Here is an 18906-nt window from a genome sequence, read left to right on the forward strand (position 1 = left end):
GAGCCATCTCGACACTGCATAACACGCAACATGTTAAGAACCCTCGCATCACACCACCCCATGACATGACCGAGTCACTCGTCCGTCGACTCGGTCGGTTCGACGCCGTGCTGCTCACTGCCGGGTTGTGGTTTCTCGGCAAGTTCGTCCGGTTCGCCTTTCCGCCACTGTTCGAGCAGTTGGCGGTGGTCTACGACGTCTCGACTGCGATACTGGGTGGCGCGTTCAGTGCCCTGTTGCTGGTCTACGCCGCCCTGCAGTTCCCCTCGGGGCTCCTCTCGGATCGCCTGAGTCCCGTGGTCGTCATCGCTGTGGGTTCGGCGCTGTCGATCGGTGCGGCACTCGCCCTGAGCCTCGACGGGCCGTTCGTCGTTCTTGTCGGTGCGATGGTGGTGATCGGAGCGGGGACCGGGCCGCTCAAGACGGTCGGCATGCAGATCCTCTCTCGAACCTACCCGAAGCAGACCGGTCGGGTGTTCGGTGTGTTCGACACCTTCGGCACGCTGGGCGGCGCCGTGGCACCGGCCGCAGTCGTGCTGTTCGCCGGGTCGCCTGCGGTGTTCGGCGCGGGATGGCGGACGACGTTCCTCCTCGCGGGGCTGACCGGCATCGGCGTGACAACGGCCTTCGTCCTCCGGGTTCCCGGTCGGATGCCAGACGAGAGCGAGGAGTCCCCGGGCGAGGACGGTACTGTCCCGATTCGTGAGTACGGAACGTTGTTCCGGGAGTGGCGGTTCTCCGTGTTCGTCCTCGTCACGAGTCTGTTCTCGTTCGCGTTCAACGCCGCGCTCGCGTTTCTCCCGCTGTACTTCACGCGAGAAGCCGGACTCGGACCGACCACCGCGAACCTGCTGTACAGTTCACTGTTCGTGGTGAGCTTCGTGCAGTTGCTCACGGGCGAACTGAGTGACCGAACCGGGACACTCCTGGTCATCGCACTCACGGTCGGTCTCGCGGCGGCCGGACTGGGGTCGGTCGTCCTGTTGACCGGCGTCGCTGGACCGCTCGCGCTCGGGGTGGCGGTCGTCTGTTTCGGCCTCGGTGCCCACGGCTATCGACCGGTCCGGGGGGCGTACCTGATGTCGGTCATCCCCGCGTCGGTCTCCGGGGGGAGCCTCGGTGCGGTCCGGACGATTCAGATGCTCGCCGGCGCCTCCGCGCCCGCACTCGTGGGCGTCCTCTCCGAGACGACCGGCCTCCAGCCGGCGTTCACCCTTCTCACTGCGGCGTTGGTGCTCGCGACGGTCCTCTCGGCGCTCCTCTGGCTCGCCGACGGTGACTGACGCGTCGGCGTGTGGTGACAGCCGGTCGATGTTTTTTGTACTAGGTCGTGTACGGCCAGTATGGACACTCGTCAACAGTTGGCAAGGATGGTCGAAGACGACGGAATAACCGTCGTTCCGGGGGTCTACGACGGAATCAGTGCGCGCCTCGTCGAACAACAGGGCTTCTCCTCGGGATTTCTCTCCGGTGCCGGCGTCTCGAACAGCCGGCTGGCACAACCGGACGTCGGCTTCCTCACGCTGCCCGACGTCGCAGACCAGTCGAGAGAGATCACAGACGCGGTCGACATCCCGGTCTGGGTCGACGCCGACACCGGCTACGGGAACGCTGTCAGTGTGCACCGGACCGTCCGGCGTCTGGCGGACGCGGGTGCCGCAGCGGTCATGATCGAAGACCAGGAGTGGCCGAAGCGCTGCGGCCACATGGCGGGGAAGTCCGTCGTTTCGTTCGAGGAGGCAGTCTCGAAGATCGAGGCCGCAGCAGACGCTCGTGACGAGCACGCACCCGAGATGCTCCTGAAGGCGCGGACCGACGCCACCGAACCGCAGGGACTCGACGAGGCGATCGAGCGGTTGAACGCGTTCGCCGACGCCGGTGCTGACGTCGTCTTCGCGGACGCGCTCCGGTCCGAGGAGGCGATCGCTCGGGTCGCCGCAGGGGTGGACGCGCCCCTCTCGGTGAACATGGGGTTCGGCGTCCGGAGTCGGCCGACGACACCGCTGATCCCCGCTCCGCGACTCGAGGAGATGGGCGTCGACGTCGTCATCTACCCACGACTCATCACCGCCGCGGCGACCGCCGGCATGAAACACGCTCTGACAGAACTGGAGACGGCCGTCGAGACGCGCGAGGCGTACGAGGCACCCGACGCCGTCGTCGACTGGGCGTACTACACCGACCTGATCGGCAAGCCGGCGGTCGACGACCTCGAAGGGCGGTTCGCACCCGACGATGGGTGAACCTCTCGGGAGGTGCTCATCTTGGACGGGAGAGCGATCGAACTGACGACCTCGGACGAGACAGCGGTCGAACAGGCTGACGAGCCAACGAGGTGTGTGGAGGCACAACGCCTACCACGACCGGGCGTGAGCCTCCCGGTATGACGGAGACACCACACCAGAGCTCTCTCGACGGGCGCCTGATTCGCGGCGGGACGAGCAGGGGCCTTTACCTGACTCCCGGCGAGTTGCCGGACGACGCCGACCGGCGTGACGAGGCTCTCGTCGACCTGTTCGGGACCCCCGACCCACTCCAGATCGACGGCATCGGTGGGGGAAACTCCCACACGAGCAAGGTGATGGTCGTCGCGGCGAGCGACCGCGACGACGCCGACGTCGACTACACCTTCGGGCAGGTCGGGATCGAGAACGCGGTCGTCGACTGGTCGGGCAACTGCGGGAACCTGACCAGTGGCGTCGGCGTCTTCGCGCTCCTGTCTGGACTCGTCGATCCCACGCCGCCCGAGACCGAACTCACACTCTACAACACGAACACGGAGACGTTCATCGACCAGGTCGTCCCCGTCGCGGACGGCCGACCAGCGGTCCACGGCGACTACCGCGTCGACGGGATTCCGGGGACTGGCGCCCGGATCGACTCGTACTTCCGCGACCCCGCCGGGGCCGTCACAGACGAACTCCTGCCGACCGGTGACCGCGTCGAGACGCTCACGGTCGGCGGCGACACCTACGACGTCTCGATCGTCGACGTGGCGAACCCGAACGTCTTGCTCCGGGCCCGTGACCTCGGACTGGACGGGACGGAACTCCCGGCCGACCTCCAGGACCCGGACCTCCTCGACCGACTCGAACTGATACGCGGGGCGGCCTGCGAGCGTCTCGGTCTCGTCGACGATCGACGCGACGCGGCCGACGAACGGGCGGCAGTCCCGCAGATCGCTCTCGTCTCGGAGCCCCAGTCGTTCACGACCGCCGGCGGCGAACGTGTCGAGGCCACCGATCTCGACGTCACCGCTCGCATCGTCACCACACAGACGCCCCACCACTCGTATGCGACGACCGGCGCGATGTGTCTCGCGGCGGCGACTCACCTGGACGGGACGATACCCGCCGAGTTCGCTCGACCGGCTACCGGGACGGACGTGAGTATCGGCCATCCGAAAGGGACGATCACGATCGGCGTCGAGTCGAGCGCGGGTGCGGGTGAGCCGACGATAGATCGCGTTCGCGTCGGTCGGACCGCCCGACTGCTCGTCGACGGCGAGTTCTACTACCACCGTGCGTCCGAGTGAAGTCGGGTCCTCGAATCCGGGTTAGTGCTGGTGTCGGCCGCCGCTCCTCCGAGTAGTTGCGGTCTCGTCAGGACTCGTCACGACTCGCCGCGATTCTGTCTCACGAGACGAAGGTTCAAACGGGGCCCCTTCGAACCGGTCGGCCATGGCTTCACACAACATCGCAGTCGTTCCGGGCGACGGGATCGGTCCGGAAGTCGTCGACGCGGCACTCCCGCTCGTCGAGGGCGCAGCAGCAGATTCGGGGGTCACCGTCGAGACCACGCGCTTCGACTGGGGGACGGAGTACTACCTCGATCACGGTGAGATGATGCCCGACGACGCGCTCGACCGACTCGCCGAGTTCGACGCGATCTTTCTCGGTGCCGTCGGCCACCCCGACGTCCCCGACCACGTGACGCTGCACGGACTCCTGTTGCCGATCCGGAAGGGGTTCGACCAGTACGTCTGCAAGCGGCCGAACGTCTTGTTCGAGGGGATCGAGAGCCCGCTCCGTGGCTACGAACCGGGCGACATCGACTTCGTGGTCTACCGGGAGAACACGGAGGGCGAGTACGCAGACGTCGGCGGGCGAGAACACCGGGGACTCGCCCACGAGACGGCGGTGCAGTCGGCGGTGTTCACCCGGCGTGGGACCGAGCGGATCGTCCGGGCCGCGTTCGAGGCCGCGACCCGGCGCGAGGGGCACCTGACCAGCATCACGAAGTCGAACGCGCAGGCACACAGCATGGTCTTCTGGGACGAGGTGGTCGCCGACGTGAGCGAGGAGTTCCCCTCGGTCGACGTCGAGCGTCTGCTCGTCGACGCGGCTGCGATGGACCTGATCCGCCGCCCCCACGAGTTCGACGTGGTCGTCGCCTCGAACCTCTTCGGCGACGTCCTGACCGACATCGGTGCTCAGATTACGGGGAGTATGGGGCTGGCACCGTCCGGTAACGTCCACCCCGGCGGAGAGTACCCCTCGATGTTCGAACCGGTCCACGGAAGCGCACCCGATATCGTCGGCGAGGGTGTCGCGAACCCGCTCGCGACGGTGCTCTCGTGGTCACTGCTGTTCGAGGACCTCGAAGAACAGCGGGTCGCAGCCGACCTCTGGCAGGCTGTCGTGGACCAACTCGGCGACGACTCGGCACCACGGACGCCGGATCTAGGGGGCGACGCCGGGACCGAACAGGTCGTCGCAGACCTGCAGTCCCGCCTGTGAGCGGGGAACCACGGTGAGCCAGCCTGTCCGAGCGAGAGACGGACCACGACCGACTGGCCGGCACGGCGTTCGGGAACCGGGGCCGGTAGGTGCTCGGAGCCCCGAGTCACCTATCGCTCGCCGACCGACGAGAGCCGAGACGGCCACCCACGGGCAGCGAGTTGATCGGCGAAGTCCGCCAGTGAGTCGGCGGTGAGAGCCGGAGTAACAGGTAAACTGTCGGCGTCGTTGTGCGACCGCTCGACGAAGACCGCGTCGAGTCCGGCACGCGTCGCTGCGAGCACGTCCGTCGCACGGTCGCCGACGTACAGACCGTCGGTTCCACCCAACGCCTCCATCGCGTCGAGGAGGTAGTGCGGGTCCGGTTTCCGGCGGTAGAAGCCTCTGACGCCGGGATCTCGCCCCTGCTGGTGCTCGAAGGCGTCGAAGCCGTGGTGCTCGGCGACGAACTGGACCACGGCGTCGTAGTTGTTACTCACCAGACCGAGGGTGTAGCGGTCGGCGAGAGTCGTGAGAACGCCCACATCGTCGTAGGGTGTCCGACTGCCCGCAGCGAGTCGCTCGATCGACCGCTGGGCGCTGTACCGTTCTCTGCGGTCGTAGAACGTGACCGGGTCGACCCCGAGTCGAGTACAGCCCAGCGCGAAGTCGGTATCGTACTCGTACCCAGAGAGCAGTCGGTGGGTCTCCGGATCGGGGTCGAGGTCACGGTCGCTCAGTGCGTCCGCGAGTGCCTGTTCGTGGACCTCGCCGTCGGTTCCACGACCCTCGAGGAGCACGCCGTCCATGTCGAACAGGACGACACGTCGGTCGGGCCCCGTATCGACGCCGGTGTGCTCGTCTGCCGACCGGTCGGCCGACGTCACCGGACCAGCCCCCGGGTGTACGCCGACAGGCTCTCGGTGACGACGACGACACCGAGGATGACGATGAGGACCATCGCCACCGACTGCCAGGCGAAGGCGTTGACCGCGCGGAACAACTGGACGCCGATGCCGCCGGCACCCACGAAGCCGAGGACGGTCGAGTCGCGGATGTTGATGTCCCACCGGTAGATCGACAGGCCCACGAGCGCGGGCTTGATCTGCGGCAGAACGCCGTACAGCAGGATCTGTATCGAGGAGGCACCGGAGGCCCGCACGGCCTCGACCTGCCCGAAGTCGATCTCCTCGATCTCCTCGCCGAGGAGTTTGCCGAGGAACCCGACAGACCGGAAGGCGATGGCGACCGCCCCGGCCAGCGGGCCAGAGCCGAAGGCGACGACGAAGAACAGCGCCCAGATGATCGTGTTGACCGACCGACTGACCGTCACGATCAGCTTCCCGAGCCAGAACGTCGCGGCGTTGGGCGTCGTGTTCTCGGCGGCCAGCAGCGCCACTGGCACCGACAGCACCAGCGCACCGATCGTCCCCAGCGCGGCGATGTGGATCGTCTCGATCAGCGGGCCGACGATCTGGGTCGTGTACGCGACGTCCGGCGGGTACATCCGCGTCAGCAGGTCGGCGATCTCACGCGGGATGGTGTCCGGGTTGGCGACGCCGATGTCCATGAACTGCCACGACCCGACGACGGTGACCGCGGCGACGAGGAAGACGACGAACCGCGTGAGCCGACGCCGGCGGTCGAACCGTTCCCAGGTGTACTCGTCGGCCGCCATCACTGGTACCTCCGTCTGACGACAGCACTCACGCCCTCGGCGACGAGCACCACGGCGATGATCGCCAGCAGGATGGCGGTGACGTACTGGTAGTCGTAGCGGTTGAACGCGGTCAAGAGGACCGACCCGATGCCACCCGCACCGACGATACCGATGATCGTCGAGGTGCGGATGTTGATGTCCCACCGGTACACCGACAGGCCGGCGAATCGGGGGATGATCTGCGGGACGACCCCGTACAACAACGTCTGGATCGGCGACGCACCCGAGGCGCGGACCGCGTCGACCGACCCCATGTCGATGTCCTCCAAGTCCTCCGCGAGCAGCTTCGAGAAGAAGCCGACCGTCTTGAACGTGATCGTGATGATGCCCGCCAGCGGACCGAAGCCGACGGCCTTCACCGCGATGATGGCGATGATGATCGCGTTGAACGCCCGCGAGACCGAGATGAACCCGCGATTCAGCGCGTACAGCGGCTTCGGCGAGAGGTTCTCGGCGGCCATGAACGCGATGGGGATGCTCAACAGGATGCCCGTGACCGTCGAGACCATCGCCATGGCGACGCTCTCGAGCATCTTCTCTAAGATGCGCTCCCCCTGTCGCGGGGTCGCCGACGGCGGCAGGAAGTCGCCGATCAGCGAGACGAGACTCCCGAGTCCCTGCACGATCCGGGCGGGGTCGGCACCGACACCCCACGCGGACCACAGGAAGAAGCCGACGACCCCGGCGTAGACGGCCCACTTGATCTCTCGGCGCGGGAAGACGGTCGGCCGCTCCCACCTGCGTTCGCCCGTCGCCACCTCAGGTCTCCCCCTGAAGCGGTCTGTCGCCCGGCGAGAGGACGTCCCGGTCGTCGTCGCGGCCGTCGGTGCTCGCCGAGTCGGTGTTGTCGGGGATCTCTGCGCCACGGTACACCCGGTCGAGGCCCGCCTCGTCGAGGTCCGCGGGACTGCCCTCGAAGACGAGTTCGCCGTCGTGCAGGCCGACGATGCGGTCGGCGTGTTCGAGCGCGAGGTCGACCTCGTGGATGTTGATCAACACCGGCACCTCCCGCTCGGCGGCGATGTCGGTCAACAACCGCATCACCGTCTCGGAGGTCTCGGGGTCGAGACTCGAGGTGGGCTCGTCGACCAGCAGGATCTTCGGCTGCTGGATCACGGCGCGTGCGATGCCGACGCGCTGGCGCTGACCGCCGGAGAGTTCGTCGACGCGTTTGTTCTCCATGTCGCCGAGACCGACCCGTTCGAGGATGTTGTAGGCGCGCTCGATGTCCTCGGCGGGGAAGGAACGCCGGAAGGCGTCCCAGGCGGAGACGTACCCCAGTCGGCCGGTGAGCACGTTCTCCATGACGGTCAGCCGCTCGACGAGGTTGTACTCCTGGAAGATCATCCCGATGTCCTTCCGCGCCGACCGGAGCGCGTCGCCGTCCAGCCCGGTCAACTCGCGCTCGTCGAGGCGTATCTCGCCGGCGCTCGGTTCCGTCAGCCGGTTGATACACCGGATGAACGTACTCTTCCCGGCACCGCTCGGGCCGATCATGGCGACCGTCTCGCTACCCTCGACAGACAGCCCGACGCCTTTCAGCGCCTCGTCGCCCGTCGGGTAGGTCTTCTCCAGGCCAGTGACTTCGAGCATCTATGATCCGAGTGCGCTTTCGGTGTACTCGACGCCGTTGTACCGCTGGATGATCATGATGTCCTTGAAGACGGTCCGGTAGTCGATCGGCACGAACTGGTCGTAGCCGGTCCGCTTCTGGTAGTCGGTGTCGGCGAAGTCGGACTCGAGGTAGGCCCGCTCGATGCCCTCCTGGATGTCGGGGTGGAGGTTGTAGCGGTAGGCGACCGGCCCGTTCGGGAACGGTGCCGACGCCCAGACGATCTTGAAGTCGTCGAAGCTCAGATCGCTCTGTGCCTCGACGGTGTCGACGAAACAGGTCGAACAGATCGGGCCGGCGTCGTAGTCGCCCGCGGCGATACCGCGCGTCGTGTTGCCGTGCCCGCCCGAGAAGTTGACCTCGTAGTCCTCCTCTGCGGTCACGTCGAAGTACTGGTCGAACAGCGCCGAGGGAGCCTGGTGGCCGGAGTTCGACGCCGGCTCGGAGTGGCCGACCGTCACGTCGTCACGGGCGAAGTCGTCGACACTCTGGATGCCGTCGGCGTCCGCACGCGTCGTCGCGAACAGCCGGTAGCCGAACAGTTCGTCGGGGGTGAGCCCGGCCGCGAAGGGCACCGCACCGGCCAGGTTGACGGCGAAGGCCGTCGTCCCGGTCGAGAAGTTCGCGATGTGTGCGCGCTCGGAGCGCATCGCCTCGACAGACGCGGCGTAGCTGTTGACCTTGCTGAACTCGACCGGCTTGCCGGTCTCCTCTTCGATGCGGTCGAAGACGACCGCGAAGTCCTCCTCGAACCGGCCCTGCACGTCCTCGCTCGGACTCTCGGTGAACACTAACGTGTCCGGGTCGAGCCACTCGCTCTCGTCTTCGGGGGTCTGCTGGACGGGCTCGCCGTGGGGAACCTCGTCGACCTCCCGGCCTCGCATGTTCTCCAGGTCGACCGTCGAGCCACGCTGGTAGTCGTTGTCGACCAGCGCGTTCGACAGGTAGTTGTTGTCCTCCCACGCGGGGGTGGCTGGGTCGAAGCTACTCGCATCGGCCAGCAGCGAGTCGCTCGACGAACCGGACGACCCGCCCGAGCCACTCGATCCGGATCCACCCGAGCCACCACTACCGGTACAGCCGGCCAGCCCCGCGGTGAGAGCTGCTGCCGACCCTTTCAGAAACACACGCCGTCGCGAGGTATCACGATCTGACATCGTGTGTGTCGCAGGAGCATCTCTAAATAAATCTGGCGTAATATCTATATATCTTCGAACTGTGACCTCTGTTCGGCTCAGGGTGGCAAATACCAGTATGTATCACTGATTAGAGAATACATTCTCTGTTCGCCTGTGGAGAGATATATAGTTTCACTCCGTCAGTGGTATGTGGTCGTACCCAGGGCCGGTCACATGGACACTCCTAACCCGGTCGACCGGTTCCGGGACCCAGTCTACACCGGATCGAACCGGTGCTGGCCGTGTACTGCTGTCAACCTCTGCATCGTCGCAGTCGGCGCGGCCGCCGTGTCGGCGCTCTCACTCGTCGCCGGTCTCGGTGTCGCAGGGCTCGGTATCGCACTCGTCTGGCTTCGCGGCTACGTGCTTCCGGGGACGCCGACGCTCACCCGCCGGTATCTCCCGACCTGGGTGCTCGCCAGATTCGGGAAGGTCCCCGGTGGGACGTCGCCACCGGGAGGAAATCCGACCGAACAACTGTCGGCACTCGGCGTCCTCTCTGACGAGGACGCGCACCTGCACCCCGCGTTCCGCGAGGCGTGGGGCGAGACGGCAGCCGCGCTTTCGGAGAGCAAACGGGTGCTCCGGCGGGCGGTCGGTGAGGTCCTGGCCGTTCCCCCGGCCGACGTGCGCATCGAGACGAGCGAGCGCGACGTCGAACTGACCGTCGCTGGCGACTGGGTCGGCCAGTGGCCCTCACAGACTGCACTCGTGGCGGATGTGGCCACCGAACTGACGCTCGCCGAGACAGCGTGGACCGGCTTCGACCACCCGACACGCGCGGACCTGGCGGCGAGAATCCGGGGACTCACAGAGCAGTGTCCCGTCTGTGAGAGTGAGACCCGCGTCTCCGAGGATACTGTTCGGTCCTGCTGTGGCGCGGCAGACGTCGTCGCGGTCACGTGCCCGGAGTGTGGGGCCCGACTCGCCGAGTTCGACCCCGCCCCCGCCGCGTTCGCTCCGGGTCAGTGATACTGTGAGGGAGCGAAGGGTCTTCTCTCTGGGTTTCACCGCGATCCAGACACCGGCAGCGAGGTCGGAGTACCACTCCGCAGTCGTGTTCTTCTGGCTACACAATTTCAGTTCAGCGAGCACTTATGGACGTTTGTCGCCTGGAGAATACCGGGATACAATCGATGACCGAGTACGAACTCGATCCGCTGCCGTACGACTACGACGCACTCGAACCGCACATCTCCGAGCAGGTGCTCACGTGGCACCACGACACCCACCACCAGGGCTACGTCAACGGCTGGAACGCCGCCGAGGAGACCCTCGCCGAGAACCGCGAGAACCACGAGTTCGGGTCGTCGGCGGGCGCGATCCGGAACGTGACGCACAACTCCTCGGGGCACATCCTGCACGACTTGTTCTGGCAGAACATGTCTCCGGAGGGCGGCGACGAGCCAGCCGGCGCGCTCGCAGACCGCATCGCGGAGGACTTCGGCTCTTACGAGGCGTGGAAGGGCGAGTTCGAGGCTGCGGCCGGTAACGCGTCCGGCTGGGCGCTCCTCGTCTACGACACCTTCTCGAACCAGCTTCGCAACGTGGTCGTCGACAAGCACGACCAGGGTGCGATCTGGGGCGGTCACCCGATTCTCGCGCTCGACGTGTGGGAACACTCTTACTACTACGACTACGGTCCGGCCCGCGGCGACTTCGTCGAGAACTTCTTCGAGGTCGTCGACTGGGACGAACCGAGCGCCCGCTACGAGCAGGCCGTCGAACTGTTCGAGTGACGACTGCACACGTGACCCCGGGTCACAGTCAGGGCGGATCAGACCGCCTGTCCGGGTAGAGCGGTCCTCGGCCGCACTCACGAACGCTCCGTGGGCGGTCCGCACGACCGCTCGCCGGGCCATCACCGAATCCATCGGGCTACAGGGTTGAGCGTCGAGCAGTGGAATTAGCTGGGAGGAGTGTCCTCCCAAGGGGTGTTGGTTGCGTGTTGGCGGAGCCGACAGAAACGTCAGAGTCGACGAGAACTGACAGTTCTCTCCGCTCTCGGGTCACACGGGTCGAGGCTCAGAGACGTGCTGTGACCTCACACGAACGATTTTGTGTGAGTGTGGCGTCTTTCATGTATGCCAGAACGCGTCCTCGTTCCGTTCGATGGTTCTCCACTCTCCGAGAAAGCGCTCGACTACGCGTGTGAGACCTTCGGCTCGACCCGGATCACGGTCCTGTACGTCGTCGACAGCCACAGAGACGACACTGCGGCCACCGGCTGGGGTGACCACCCGAGTGAGTGGGACGACTGGCTCGACGACCGTAGAGAGCACGCAGAAGAGCTCTTCGTGACTGCCCGAGCGGTCGCCAGTGAGCACGACGTCGACGTCGAGACGGGCGTTGCAGTCGGCCGAGTCGTCGAAGCGATCATCGATGCGATCGACTTCTACGACGCCGATCTGCTCGTCATGGGCACCCACGGCCGATCACATCTCGAAGAGTTCGTCCTCGGTAGTGTCGCTGAGTCACTCGTCCGGCGGTCTCCGGTTCCCGTCACGACGGTTCGCTGAGCACGACCACTGGCTCTGCTCGGACCGCCGTCCGCCCATCGTCGACAGCGGTGGCAGGATCGGTGACGTGAGCAACACTGGAACCCGACGGGCTGAGGGACCACACTCTCGAGCGGTTGCTCCGAGTCGCGCCGCTGATGTGCCTGTTGTCCCTGCTGCTACTGTTGGGCGAGCTGTTGGAGTTCCGACTGGCTCTCGTCGGCCTTCTGCTAGAGTTCGGTCGTGTCGATATCGAACTCCACGAGGGGTTCGAGAGCCACCTCGGTAAGCCGGTGGGCGGCCCTGGGAACCGGACGGAACGGGTGAGCACGGACGATGGGTACGATCGTCGGGATGTCGGCGTGATAGCACTCTCTCGGACGATTGCACCGGTGATCCCCCGACGATGCCGGAGTCCGTCGCTCGTTCGATGCCGAGCCGGTCGTGCCTGAAGAGGTCTGCATCAAGGTGCGGTAACTGGCTGGGAGGGTATCGAGTTTGGTTCGCGCCGGGGCGATGTGGCGACACTTCCTAGTCACTACGTGTCACGAGAGCGAGTAGTAGACAAACTGTTTTCGTGCTGCCGCCATAGATACAGTTACGCCGCGATATCACACGACTCGACCTACTTGACATCAGTGCCCGACTTTGTAGGTTGCTGAGATGTTTCATCGAGCGTTTTGTTTATTCTATTAATTCAATAGATCTATTACTTATTTAGATAAACTCTTTGTGGAAGTATTCTATGGTTCGGGTGGACCATGTCCGACAACACGATCGCGGCGTACCTGCGAGAGAATCCCCGACTGATGGGTGTCCTGTTCACGATGTGCCTGCTGCTGGCGCAGGCTGGGCCAGTCGCAGCGAATAATAGTGTTGGCCTCGGGGGACCGTGATTATTTATAAAACATCGTCGATTTTACAGGGGCTCCAGTAGATCTCGTCACCCGAGAGTACAGGGACCGATCCACGTTTAAGAAACTCCTCTGCTTTAGGTTTGTTAATGATATACTCGTCACCGAATCCGCCTAGCAAGTGCCACTTTGATAGATTATCCATGATCGGTTGTTTGACTTTGCCCAATTCGTGTCGGTCGCTTGGGAAGGCATAAAGCTCTATTTTTATAGTATCCTTGCTATCTTTGTCAATCCTTATGAGGTCTGGAAGTGGATTCGAAGTTTGACAAATGGTTGTTCGATAGTCACCCAATGCAGCATACCGATGACTCGACAGTGGACCGTGATCTAGAATAGACATCGTCGCGTCCAGCGGGAAGCCGTGATTGAGCAACCGAGCGGTCAGCCGACCCATCTTCGTCGCCTGGTTGTTGAACACGCGCGAGAGCGTGACGATCCCCCCGTCTGCGCCAGCCTGCACGAGGGCTTCGCCCTGTGCGTAGGAGTGACAGGCGTTGAGGAGGAAGGCTCGCACGCCCGTCGTGTCCAGTGTGCGGAGGTCGAGTGAGCCGTCCGCACAGACGATACCCCCGTCGTCGACGTGACCGATGTAATGGAGGAAGTCGATCTCCTCGTGGCACAACTCGCGGAACTCGGCCGTCGTCAGGTCGTGTGACACCGCGATCTCGAAGTCGAGCAGGTCACGGAGACCGTACAGATCACCAGCCGTCTCGTCGACCATGTTCTCGTCGTTACAGACGAGTTGGACCGTGATCGCATCCGGATCGACAGTCGTCCGTTCGAGTCGCCGTGTGATCGCATCCACGTCTGTCTTCGCCGTCCCGAGAGGGTAGCCGTCTCCGACCCACGCGTGGGTGGTCGCGTCGGCCTCTGGTGGCTCGAAGAACTCGATCTCGTCCCACGCAGGCGTGGCAGCGTCGCCCGCGTCGCGCGCGATCCCCCGCGTCTCACCCCGGAAGAACGTCCCCAAGTGGGCCGGCTCCACCTCGGCAGCGTTCGCCCGCACGCCGTCTGCGATCCGGACGTGTGACAGTCGGTTCGCCGCGAAGGGAAGGTACTCGATCGTCTCCGGGGACGACCGAACGTCGGAGCAGATCGGCCACTCGGGGATCTCCGGTTCGAGCAAGATGTACGGCACCTCGTCGTAGATCTGGAGCCGCGTCGCGAGCGACTGCTCGTAGACGACGCTCGGTTCGAACGGGAGGCTGTCTTCCAGTGCCGACCGTTCCCGCAGGTCGAGTTCGTACAGTCCCTCGGTCCGAACGAGACAGTCGAGGAAGAACGTCTGTTCGAGCGTCCGCTGTACCCCTTCTTCGATATCTCCGTCGGCCGTCGCCAGCGGGAGTGTCCTCCCGTCTGCGACGACGTGCGGGACTCGTCCGGCCTCGATCGGTGCGCCGAGGTAGTATGCCAGCGGCGTGACTCGGTAGATGTGGTCCAGCGTCGGCGGCACCTCGATGTGAACGTTCTCCGCGGGTGGTTCCAACCCATCGGGGATGGAGAGTTCCGCTCCCCGTTCGAGCAGCGGCGGATGCCCGCGGAGCGTCGGCCACGACCGTTCGGGCGAAGTGGTCTTCAGCGCAGATCCGAGCGTCGAGACGGCCTGCATCAGATCGAACGGGTCGGACGTCGTCGTCACCGTCGCCGCCGGTTGCTCATGAAACGAGCGGAAACCGAGTGTGATCGTCGTCGGCTCCGCGAAGCTGAACTGCGTGTGGCCGTCCTGTGGCTGGATCGTGAACGTGCCAGTGACGTGTGCGTACAGTTTGAAGGGGAGGCTCGTCAGTTCGAGTTCGTACCGCCCTGCGTCGAGTGTGGTCTCCTCGTTCGGAGCCGTCTCGGCTAGCGTTACGCCCTCGTGTGTCCGGATGTAACAGACGATCTGCTTGGGAATCGTGAGCCGTTCGGCCGTGATCTCGGCAGCCGTCGAGACGGGAACGCGGAACACGTCCGGATCGGCAGAACGAGGGTTCACCTGCCGGTCTGTGAGCAGTTCGAACCGGACGTCTTCGATCCGGTCGTGGACTGTGAGCCCGGACCGTGCATCGAGCGGAGCGACGGTGAGCATGTCTCAGTGGCTGGGGGAGATCTGCACCCAGGTCGTGTAACCGTACTGGGGGATGTACCATCTTTGTTCCGGCTGGTACGTATCGGGGAACCGTACCTCGACGAGTGCGTCGACGAGGGGTTCGAATTCACCGACCATCGGGTGTTCTGCCGGTTGATTGAGGTGTACGTGACCCATCCCCCGTCGACTCCGGACTCGCTCGATGACGTCCTCGAGAAACGACAGCGCCTGCTCACGACCGTACGCCTCGGCGAGGGCATCGGCCGTATGCACGCCGATCCGGAGCACACCCGGATCGAAGGGATACTGAGTGTCGGCGATCGCCGTATCGAGTTCCTCGAGTGCGGTATCAAGATCGGCCGCTCGTGGCTCCGGAGAGTCGGGTCGTGTCGCCGTCGCACTCCGCTCGGATTCACGGACCGAGACCGTCCGTACGCGCGACGGAGAGACCCCTCGCGGGAGCCACGGTTCGACCGGGTAGTCACCGTTCGGTGTGAGCAGTACCCGGTGGCGATCTTTGTCTGGTGCGCCGAACAGCCGCTGTGACATCGCCTCGCGCGCCATCCGGGACTCCCCCACGATCATGACCGCACACCCCTCCCGTTTCAGTTCCCCCAATACCGTCCCGAGGGGAGGTGTGTCGTCCCCGCGAAACGTTAACTCCCGAATCGTCATTGATAAACCATCAATACAGAATCTATTAGTAGTTTTCATTGACGGGGTTGGTATCTTCATGAGTAGGCACCGAGTAGAGAGATGACGACGTTGAAGGGCGTGTCGTCCCAGAGACGGATCGTGCAGATTCGCGGCTCGGTGTACCGCTTCGAGCGCCAGTGCACGCATACGAGCGACGAGCGATCAGCGGGCGAGAGCCGTCCCCGAGACTGCGAGAAACCGTGACGGAAGCACCTGTATGGAGGATCAACAACAGGCTACCGCCGGGACTGTGAAGGGCGGGGAGCGACCCCCTCAGAAGCTATCTCTCTCGCGGTCGTATCGACCGGTATGCACCGAAACGTGAGACGGTCCATCGGAGTCGGTGCGGGACTGCTCCTCTGTGCAGCGGGCGGTGCACTCTGGCGCTGGAAACGGCGGCGACTCACGGAGCTCTCGGCCGGAAGTACACTCGTCGAGACTGACCGGGGTGTCGTCGAAGTCGCGCGACGGGGCTCGGGGTATCCCGTGCTGGTCCTGCACGGCGCACCGGGCGGCTACGATCAGGGACTCCTCCTGGACGGGGTCCTGGGAGACGATGTCGAGATCATCGCCCCGTCACGACCGGGCTTCCTCCGGACGCCGCTCGACGACAACCGCTCTTTCGAGGATCAGGCCGCCCTCCTCGTGGCGCTTCTCGACGCCCTCGACGTGGAGCGCCCGATCGTCGTGGGGATCTCTTGTGGCGGTCCGGTCGCCCTCCAACTCGCCGCCGAGTATCCCGAACGGGTCGCAGGGCTCGTCCTGGCGTCGGCGATCACGACCGAGATCGACGAGCGGACGTACGACACGGGAAACCCGATCGTCGACCCGGTGCTCACCTCGACGCCGGTACTCGACGTCCGCTCCGGACTGTTCGCCTTCTTCCATCGGTTCAGGTCCGATCGCTTCATCGAAGGCATGCACGCCGGACTCTCAACGCTGGAGGGTGAGGCCCTCGAAACCTACGTCGAGTACATCCGGACACACCCCGCACAGTACAGGAGGGACCTCGAGTTCGCCACGACCATTCTCCCCGCCAGCCCCCGCATCGACGGGACGCTCAACGACGAACGCTGGTGCCGCGAACTCCCGGTCGTCGACTACGAGACGATCGAGTGTCCGGTCTTCGTCTTTCACGGGGAGTTCGACGCGGCCGTCCCGATTGCCCACGCCGAGTACGTGGTCGAGGCACTGCCAGACGTCGAGTTCCTCCGCGTCGATGCCGATCACCTCGCGGGCGTCGGCCCGGATGCCGACCGCCTCCGAGGGGCGCTCCACTCGTTCACCGAGTCGGTACTCGAGCAGGTGGCGTAGAGGAGTACTCGTCGACACGACGGCCCTCGTTGCTGCGACGGACGGCCGAGATACCCCCACGATGCCGCGGCTCACGTGCAGCGGTGGTGTGTGACCGTCGCCAGTCCCGCTCGTTTCAGGTCCTCTCGGGTGATCACCCTACGTCGTGGCTCGTGCAGTCTCACTCCCGGTTCCACGGCCCGATGTCGGGGTCGATGACCCGCTGTCGCTCCTCGATGCTGTCGATCGCAGCGAGGTCTGCGGTGTCAAGTGAGAGCGACGTCGCCGCGAGGTTCTCGGTGATGTGAGTGCCCGTCGCCTTCGGAATCGGGACGATGTCGTGTGCTACGGCCCACGCGAGACAGACCTGCGCCGTCGAGACGTCGTGTTTCGCGGCGACCTCGGCGAGGACCGGGTGATCGAGGATCTGACCGCGACCGAGCGGCGAGTAGGCGACGAGTCGGTGGCCGTGTTGCTCGGCGTACGCTCGGAGTTCTCGCTGTGGCAACAGCGGGTGACACTCGACCTGATGAGCGGCGACGGGCGCGTCGAGGATCGACCGCGCCTCGTCCAGCAGGGCCGGCGTGAAGTTGCTCAGACAGACGTGATCGACCAGCCCCTCGTCGTGGAGGGCGTCGAACGCCGGCAGTGTCGTCTCGGGGTCGTAGGCTCTGGCCGGCCAGTGGACGTACAGCATGTCGACGCTGTCGACGCCGAGACGGTCCAGACTCTCGCGTGTCGTCCGTCGCACGTCGTCGGGTGCGAGGTTGGTCGGGTGAACCTTCGTCGCGAGAACGACCTCGGAACGGTCGACGCTACTCTGCCGGATGCCCGCGCCGACCTGTGCTTCGTTCTCGTACATCTGTGCGGTGTCGACGTGTCTGTAGCCGGCATCGAGCGCCGCAGCGACGCTGTCGGTCCACACCGCGTCGGTCTCGTCGCCGGACGTTCCGTATCCGATCGGCGGGAGTTCGAGCCCAGTCATAGCCACACCGACGGAGAGGAGGCGGAAAAAGGCGAGTGAACGGGCAGGTTCGCGTGACGTACAGGTGTCAGTAGCACATACCTGTTCGTGGCAGCGAGTGACGCCGACCTGAGTCGGCACGCCAACAGCGTTCTGGGGGACGATCGTCTCTGCTCCCACAGCTTTTTCCGCTCCTCCGCCGCGTCTCCTGTATGGAACGACGACACCTCGGGAGTACCGAGTTGCCACTGTCCGCAGTCGGCCTCGGGACGTGGAACGTGGGGCCGGTCTGGGACGACGTCTCGGACGAACAGGCCCGCGAGGCGATCCGGACCGCCCTCGACGCGGGTGCGAACTTCGTCGACACGGCCGAAGTGTACGGCGACGGCCGAGCCGAGACCCTCATCCACGACGTCCTCGCAGAGCGGCCCGCTGACGGAGAGCGGGTCTACGTCGCGACGAAAGCCGCCCCGGACGCAGACGAACGTCACTCGGAGGCGGGACTGCGCGCGTCTGTGGCCGGCTCACAGGAGCGTCTCGGCGTCGACGAACTCGACCTACTCCAGTTGCACTGCCCCGAGACGGCCGCCTTCTACGAGCCCGAGACGTTCGCCGTGTTAGAAGAGCTCGAGGCCGAAGGCGAGATCGCACACGCCGGCGTCAGCGTCGAGAAGGTCGAGGAGGCGACGAAGGCCATCGAGTACGACGTGGTCGAGTCGGTGCAGATCATCTTCAACCCGTTCCGCCAGCGACCCGCAGAGCGCTTCTTCGAGCGTGCCGCCGCCGAAGACGTCGGGATCATCGTCCGTGTCCCCCTCGCGTCGGGGCTGCTCGCAGACGCGTTCGACGGGATCGACGACTTCGGTCCGGACGACCACCGCCGGACGGCAGCCGAGGGTGGCGTCTCCGCAGGCGTCGGGCGTGAGGGTGGCGAGACGTTCGCGGGCGTGCCGTTCGAGGACGGCCTCGATGCCGTCGCCGCGCTCCGGCGACTCGTCCCCGAGCAGGCGACGATGGCGCAGTTCACACTCCGCTGGATTCTCGATTTCGACGCCGTGACGACGGTCATCCCCGGGTCGACGACACCCGACCACGTCGCGGAGAACGTCGCCGCTGCCGACCTGGACCCGCTCTCTCACGAGACCCACGGCGCGGTTCGCGACGTGTACGAAACCCACCTCTACGACGCAGTCCACCACCGCTGGTGACAGTCGACTCGGGCGGGCCACCACACGCTCGGAC

18 protein-coding genes are annotated in these 18906 nt (G+C 65.2%); 10 read left to right on the forward strand and 8 right to left on the reverse strand.

Features of this window, described 5'->3' with window-relative positions; genetic code table 11:
- The first annotated feature begins 65 nt into the window (after positions 1–65).
- The 4 genes from LI337_RS17150 (at position 66) to LI337_RS17165 (ending at position 4739) form a co-directional block, all read left to right on the forward strand.
- Positions 66–1283 (forward strand): MFS transporter, encoded by a 1218-nt coding sequence (locus tag LI337_RS17150; RefSeq protein ID WP_227231140.1) that lies wholly within the window; start codon positions 66–68, stop codon positions 1281–1283.
- A 60-nt stretch (positions 1284–1343) separates the two neighbouring features.
- Positions 1344–2243 carry an isocitrate lyase/PEP mutase family protein gene (locus tag LI337_RS17155; RefSeq protein ID WP_227231141.1) on the forward strand — a complete coding sequence of 300 codons (900 nt, stop codon included), beginning with the start codon at positions 1344–1346 and terminating at the stop codon, positions 2241–2243.
- A 140-nt stretch (positions 2244–2383) separates the two neighbouring features.
- Positions 2384–3535, forward strand: a complete 1152-nt coding sequence (locus tag LI337_RS17160; protein ID WP_227231142.1) for a 2-methylaconitate cis-trans isomerase PrpF family protein — start codon at positions 2384–2386, stop codon at positions 3533–3535.
- A gap of 145 nt (positions 3536–3680) precedes the next feature.
- Positions 3681–4739 (forward strand): isocitrate/isopropylmalate dehydrogenase family protein, encoded by a 1059-nt coding sequence (locus LI337_RS17165; protein ID WP_227231143.1) that lies wholly within the window; start codon positions 3681–3683, stop codon positions 4737–4739.
- 110 nt (positions 4740–4849) lie between these two features.
- Here LI337_RS17165 and LI337_RS17170 read toward each other — a convergent pair whose 3' ends face one another.
- The 5 genes from LI337_RS17170 to phnD are packed head-to-tail and all read right to left on the reverse strand — an operon-like array spanning position 4850 to position 9054.
- Positions 4850–5605, reverse strand: a complete 756-nt coding sequence (locus LI337_RS17170; RefSeq protein ID WP_227231144.1) for an HAD family hydrolase — start codon at positions 5603–5605, stop codon at positions 4850–4852.
- Complete coding sequence (phnE, locus tag LI337_RS17175; protein WP_227231145.1) at positions 5602–6396, reverse strand: phosphonate ABC transporter, permease protein PhnE; 795 nt, start codon at positions 6394–6396, stop codon at positions 5602–5604. The genes LI337_RS17170 and phnE (LI337_RS17175) overlap by 4 nt, the downstream gene beginning before the upstream one ends.
- The gene (phnE, locus tag LI337_RS17180; RefSeq protein WP_227231146.1) at positions 6396–7196 is read right to left on the reverse strand and encodes a phosphonate ABC transporter, permease protein PhnE; all 801 of its coding nucleotides are present in this window, start codon (positions 7194–7196) and stop codon (positions 6396–6398) included. The genes phnE (LI337_RS17175) and phnE (LI337_RS17180) overlap by 1 nt, the downstream gene beginning before the upstream one ends.
- A gap of 1 nt (position 7197) precedes the next feature.
- Positions 7198–8031 carry a phosphonate ABC transporter ATP-binding protein gene (phnC, locus tag LI337_RS17185; RefSeq protein ID WP_227231147.1) on the reverse strand — a complete coding sequence of 278 codons (834 nt, stop codon included), beginning with the start codon at positions 8029–8031 and terminating at the stop codon, positions 7198–7200.
- The gene (gene phnD / locus LI337_RS17190; RefSeq protein ID WP_303645303.1) at positions 8032–9054 is read right to left on the reverse strand and encodes a phosphate/phosphite/phosphonate ABC transporter substrate-binding protein; all 1023 of its coding nucleotides are present in this window, start codon (positions 9052–9054) and stop codon (positions 8032–8034) included.
- Positions 9055–9402: 348 nt separating this feature from the next.
- Between phnD and LI337_RS17195 the strand changes: the two genes are divergently transcribed.
- The 4 genes from LI337_RS17195 to LI337_RS20015 all read left to right on the forward strand — a co-directional run bounded on the left by LI337_RS17195 (position 9403) and on the right by LI337_RS20015 (position 12622).
- Entirely contained in the window at positions 9403–10200 is a 798-nt protein-coding gene (locus LI337_RS17195; RefSeq protein WP_227231149.1) for a DUF8054 domain-containing protein, read from the forward strand.
- A gap of 164 nt (positions 10201–10364) precedes the next feature.
- On the forward strand, positions 10365–10967 hold the full coding sequence (sod, locus tag LI337_RS17200; protein WP_227231150.1) for a superoxide dismutase: 603 nt from the start codon (positions 10365–10367) through the stop codon (positions 10965–10967).
- Between the two features lie 345 nt (positions 10968–11312).
- Positions 11313–11747: a universal stress protein gene (locus tag LI337_RS17205; RefSeq protein WP_227231151.1), complete on the forward strand. Its 435-nt coding sequence runs from the start codon at positions 11313–11315 to the stop codon at positions 11745–11747.
- Between the two features lie 740 nt (positions 11748–12487).
- Positions 12488–12622, forward strand: a complete 135-nt coding sequence (locus LI337_RS20015) for a DUF7503 family protein (RefSeq protein ID WP_264475113.1) — start codon at positions 12488–12490, stop codon at positions 12620–12622.
- 4 nt (positions 12623–12626) lie between these two features.
- Here the strand turns inward: LI337_RS20015 and LI337_RS17210 are convergent, their stop codons facing one another.
- The gene (locus LI337_RS17210; protein ID WP_227231152.1) at positions 12627–14711 is read right to left on the reverse strand and encodes a CHAT domain-containing protein; all 2085 of its coding nucleotides are present in this window, start codon (positions 14709–14711) and stop codon (positions 12627–12629) included.
- Between the two features lie 3 nt (positions 14712–14714).
- On the reverse strand, positions 14715–15446 hold the full coding sequence (locus LI337_RS17215; protein ID WP_227231153.1) for a DUF7504 family protein: 732 nt from the start codon (positions 15444–15446) through the stop codon (positions 14715–14717).
- 270 nt (positions 15447–15716) lie between these two features.
- On the opposite strand from LI337_RS17215, the gene LI337_RS17220 reads away from it, so the two are divergent.
- A complete protein-coding gene (locus LI337_RS17220; RefSeq protein WP_227231154.1) occupies positions 15717–16721 on the forward strand; it encodes an alpha/beta fold hydrolase in 1005 nt (334 codons plus the stop codon).
- A gap of 160 nt (positions 16722–16881) precedes the next feature.
- Here LI337_RS17220 and LI337_RS17225 read toward each other — a convergent pair whose 3' ends face one another.
- Positions 16882–17685: an aldo/keto reductase gene (locus tag LI337_RS17225; protein WP_227231155.1), complete on the reverse strand. Its 804-nt coding sequence runs from the start codon at positions 17683–17685 to the stop codon at positions 16882–16884.
- A 191-nt stretch (positions 17686–17876) separates the two neighbouring features.
- Between LI337_RS17225 and LI337_RS17230 the strand changes: the two genes are divergently transcribed.
- On the forward strand, positions 17877–18872 hold the full coding sequence (locus LI337_RS17230) for an aldo/keto reductase (RefSeq protein ID WP_227231156.1): 996 nt from the start codon (positions 17877–17879) through the stop codon (positions 18870–18872).
- Positions 18873–18906 lie beyond the last annotated feature (34 nt).

The sequence above is a fragment of the Salinirubrum litoreum genome (assembly GCF_020567425.1).
Taxonomy (GTDB): domain Archaea; phylum Halobacteriota; class Halobacteria; order Halobacteriales; family Haloferacaceae; genus Salinirubrum; species Salinirubrum litoreum.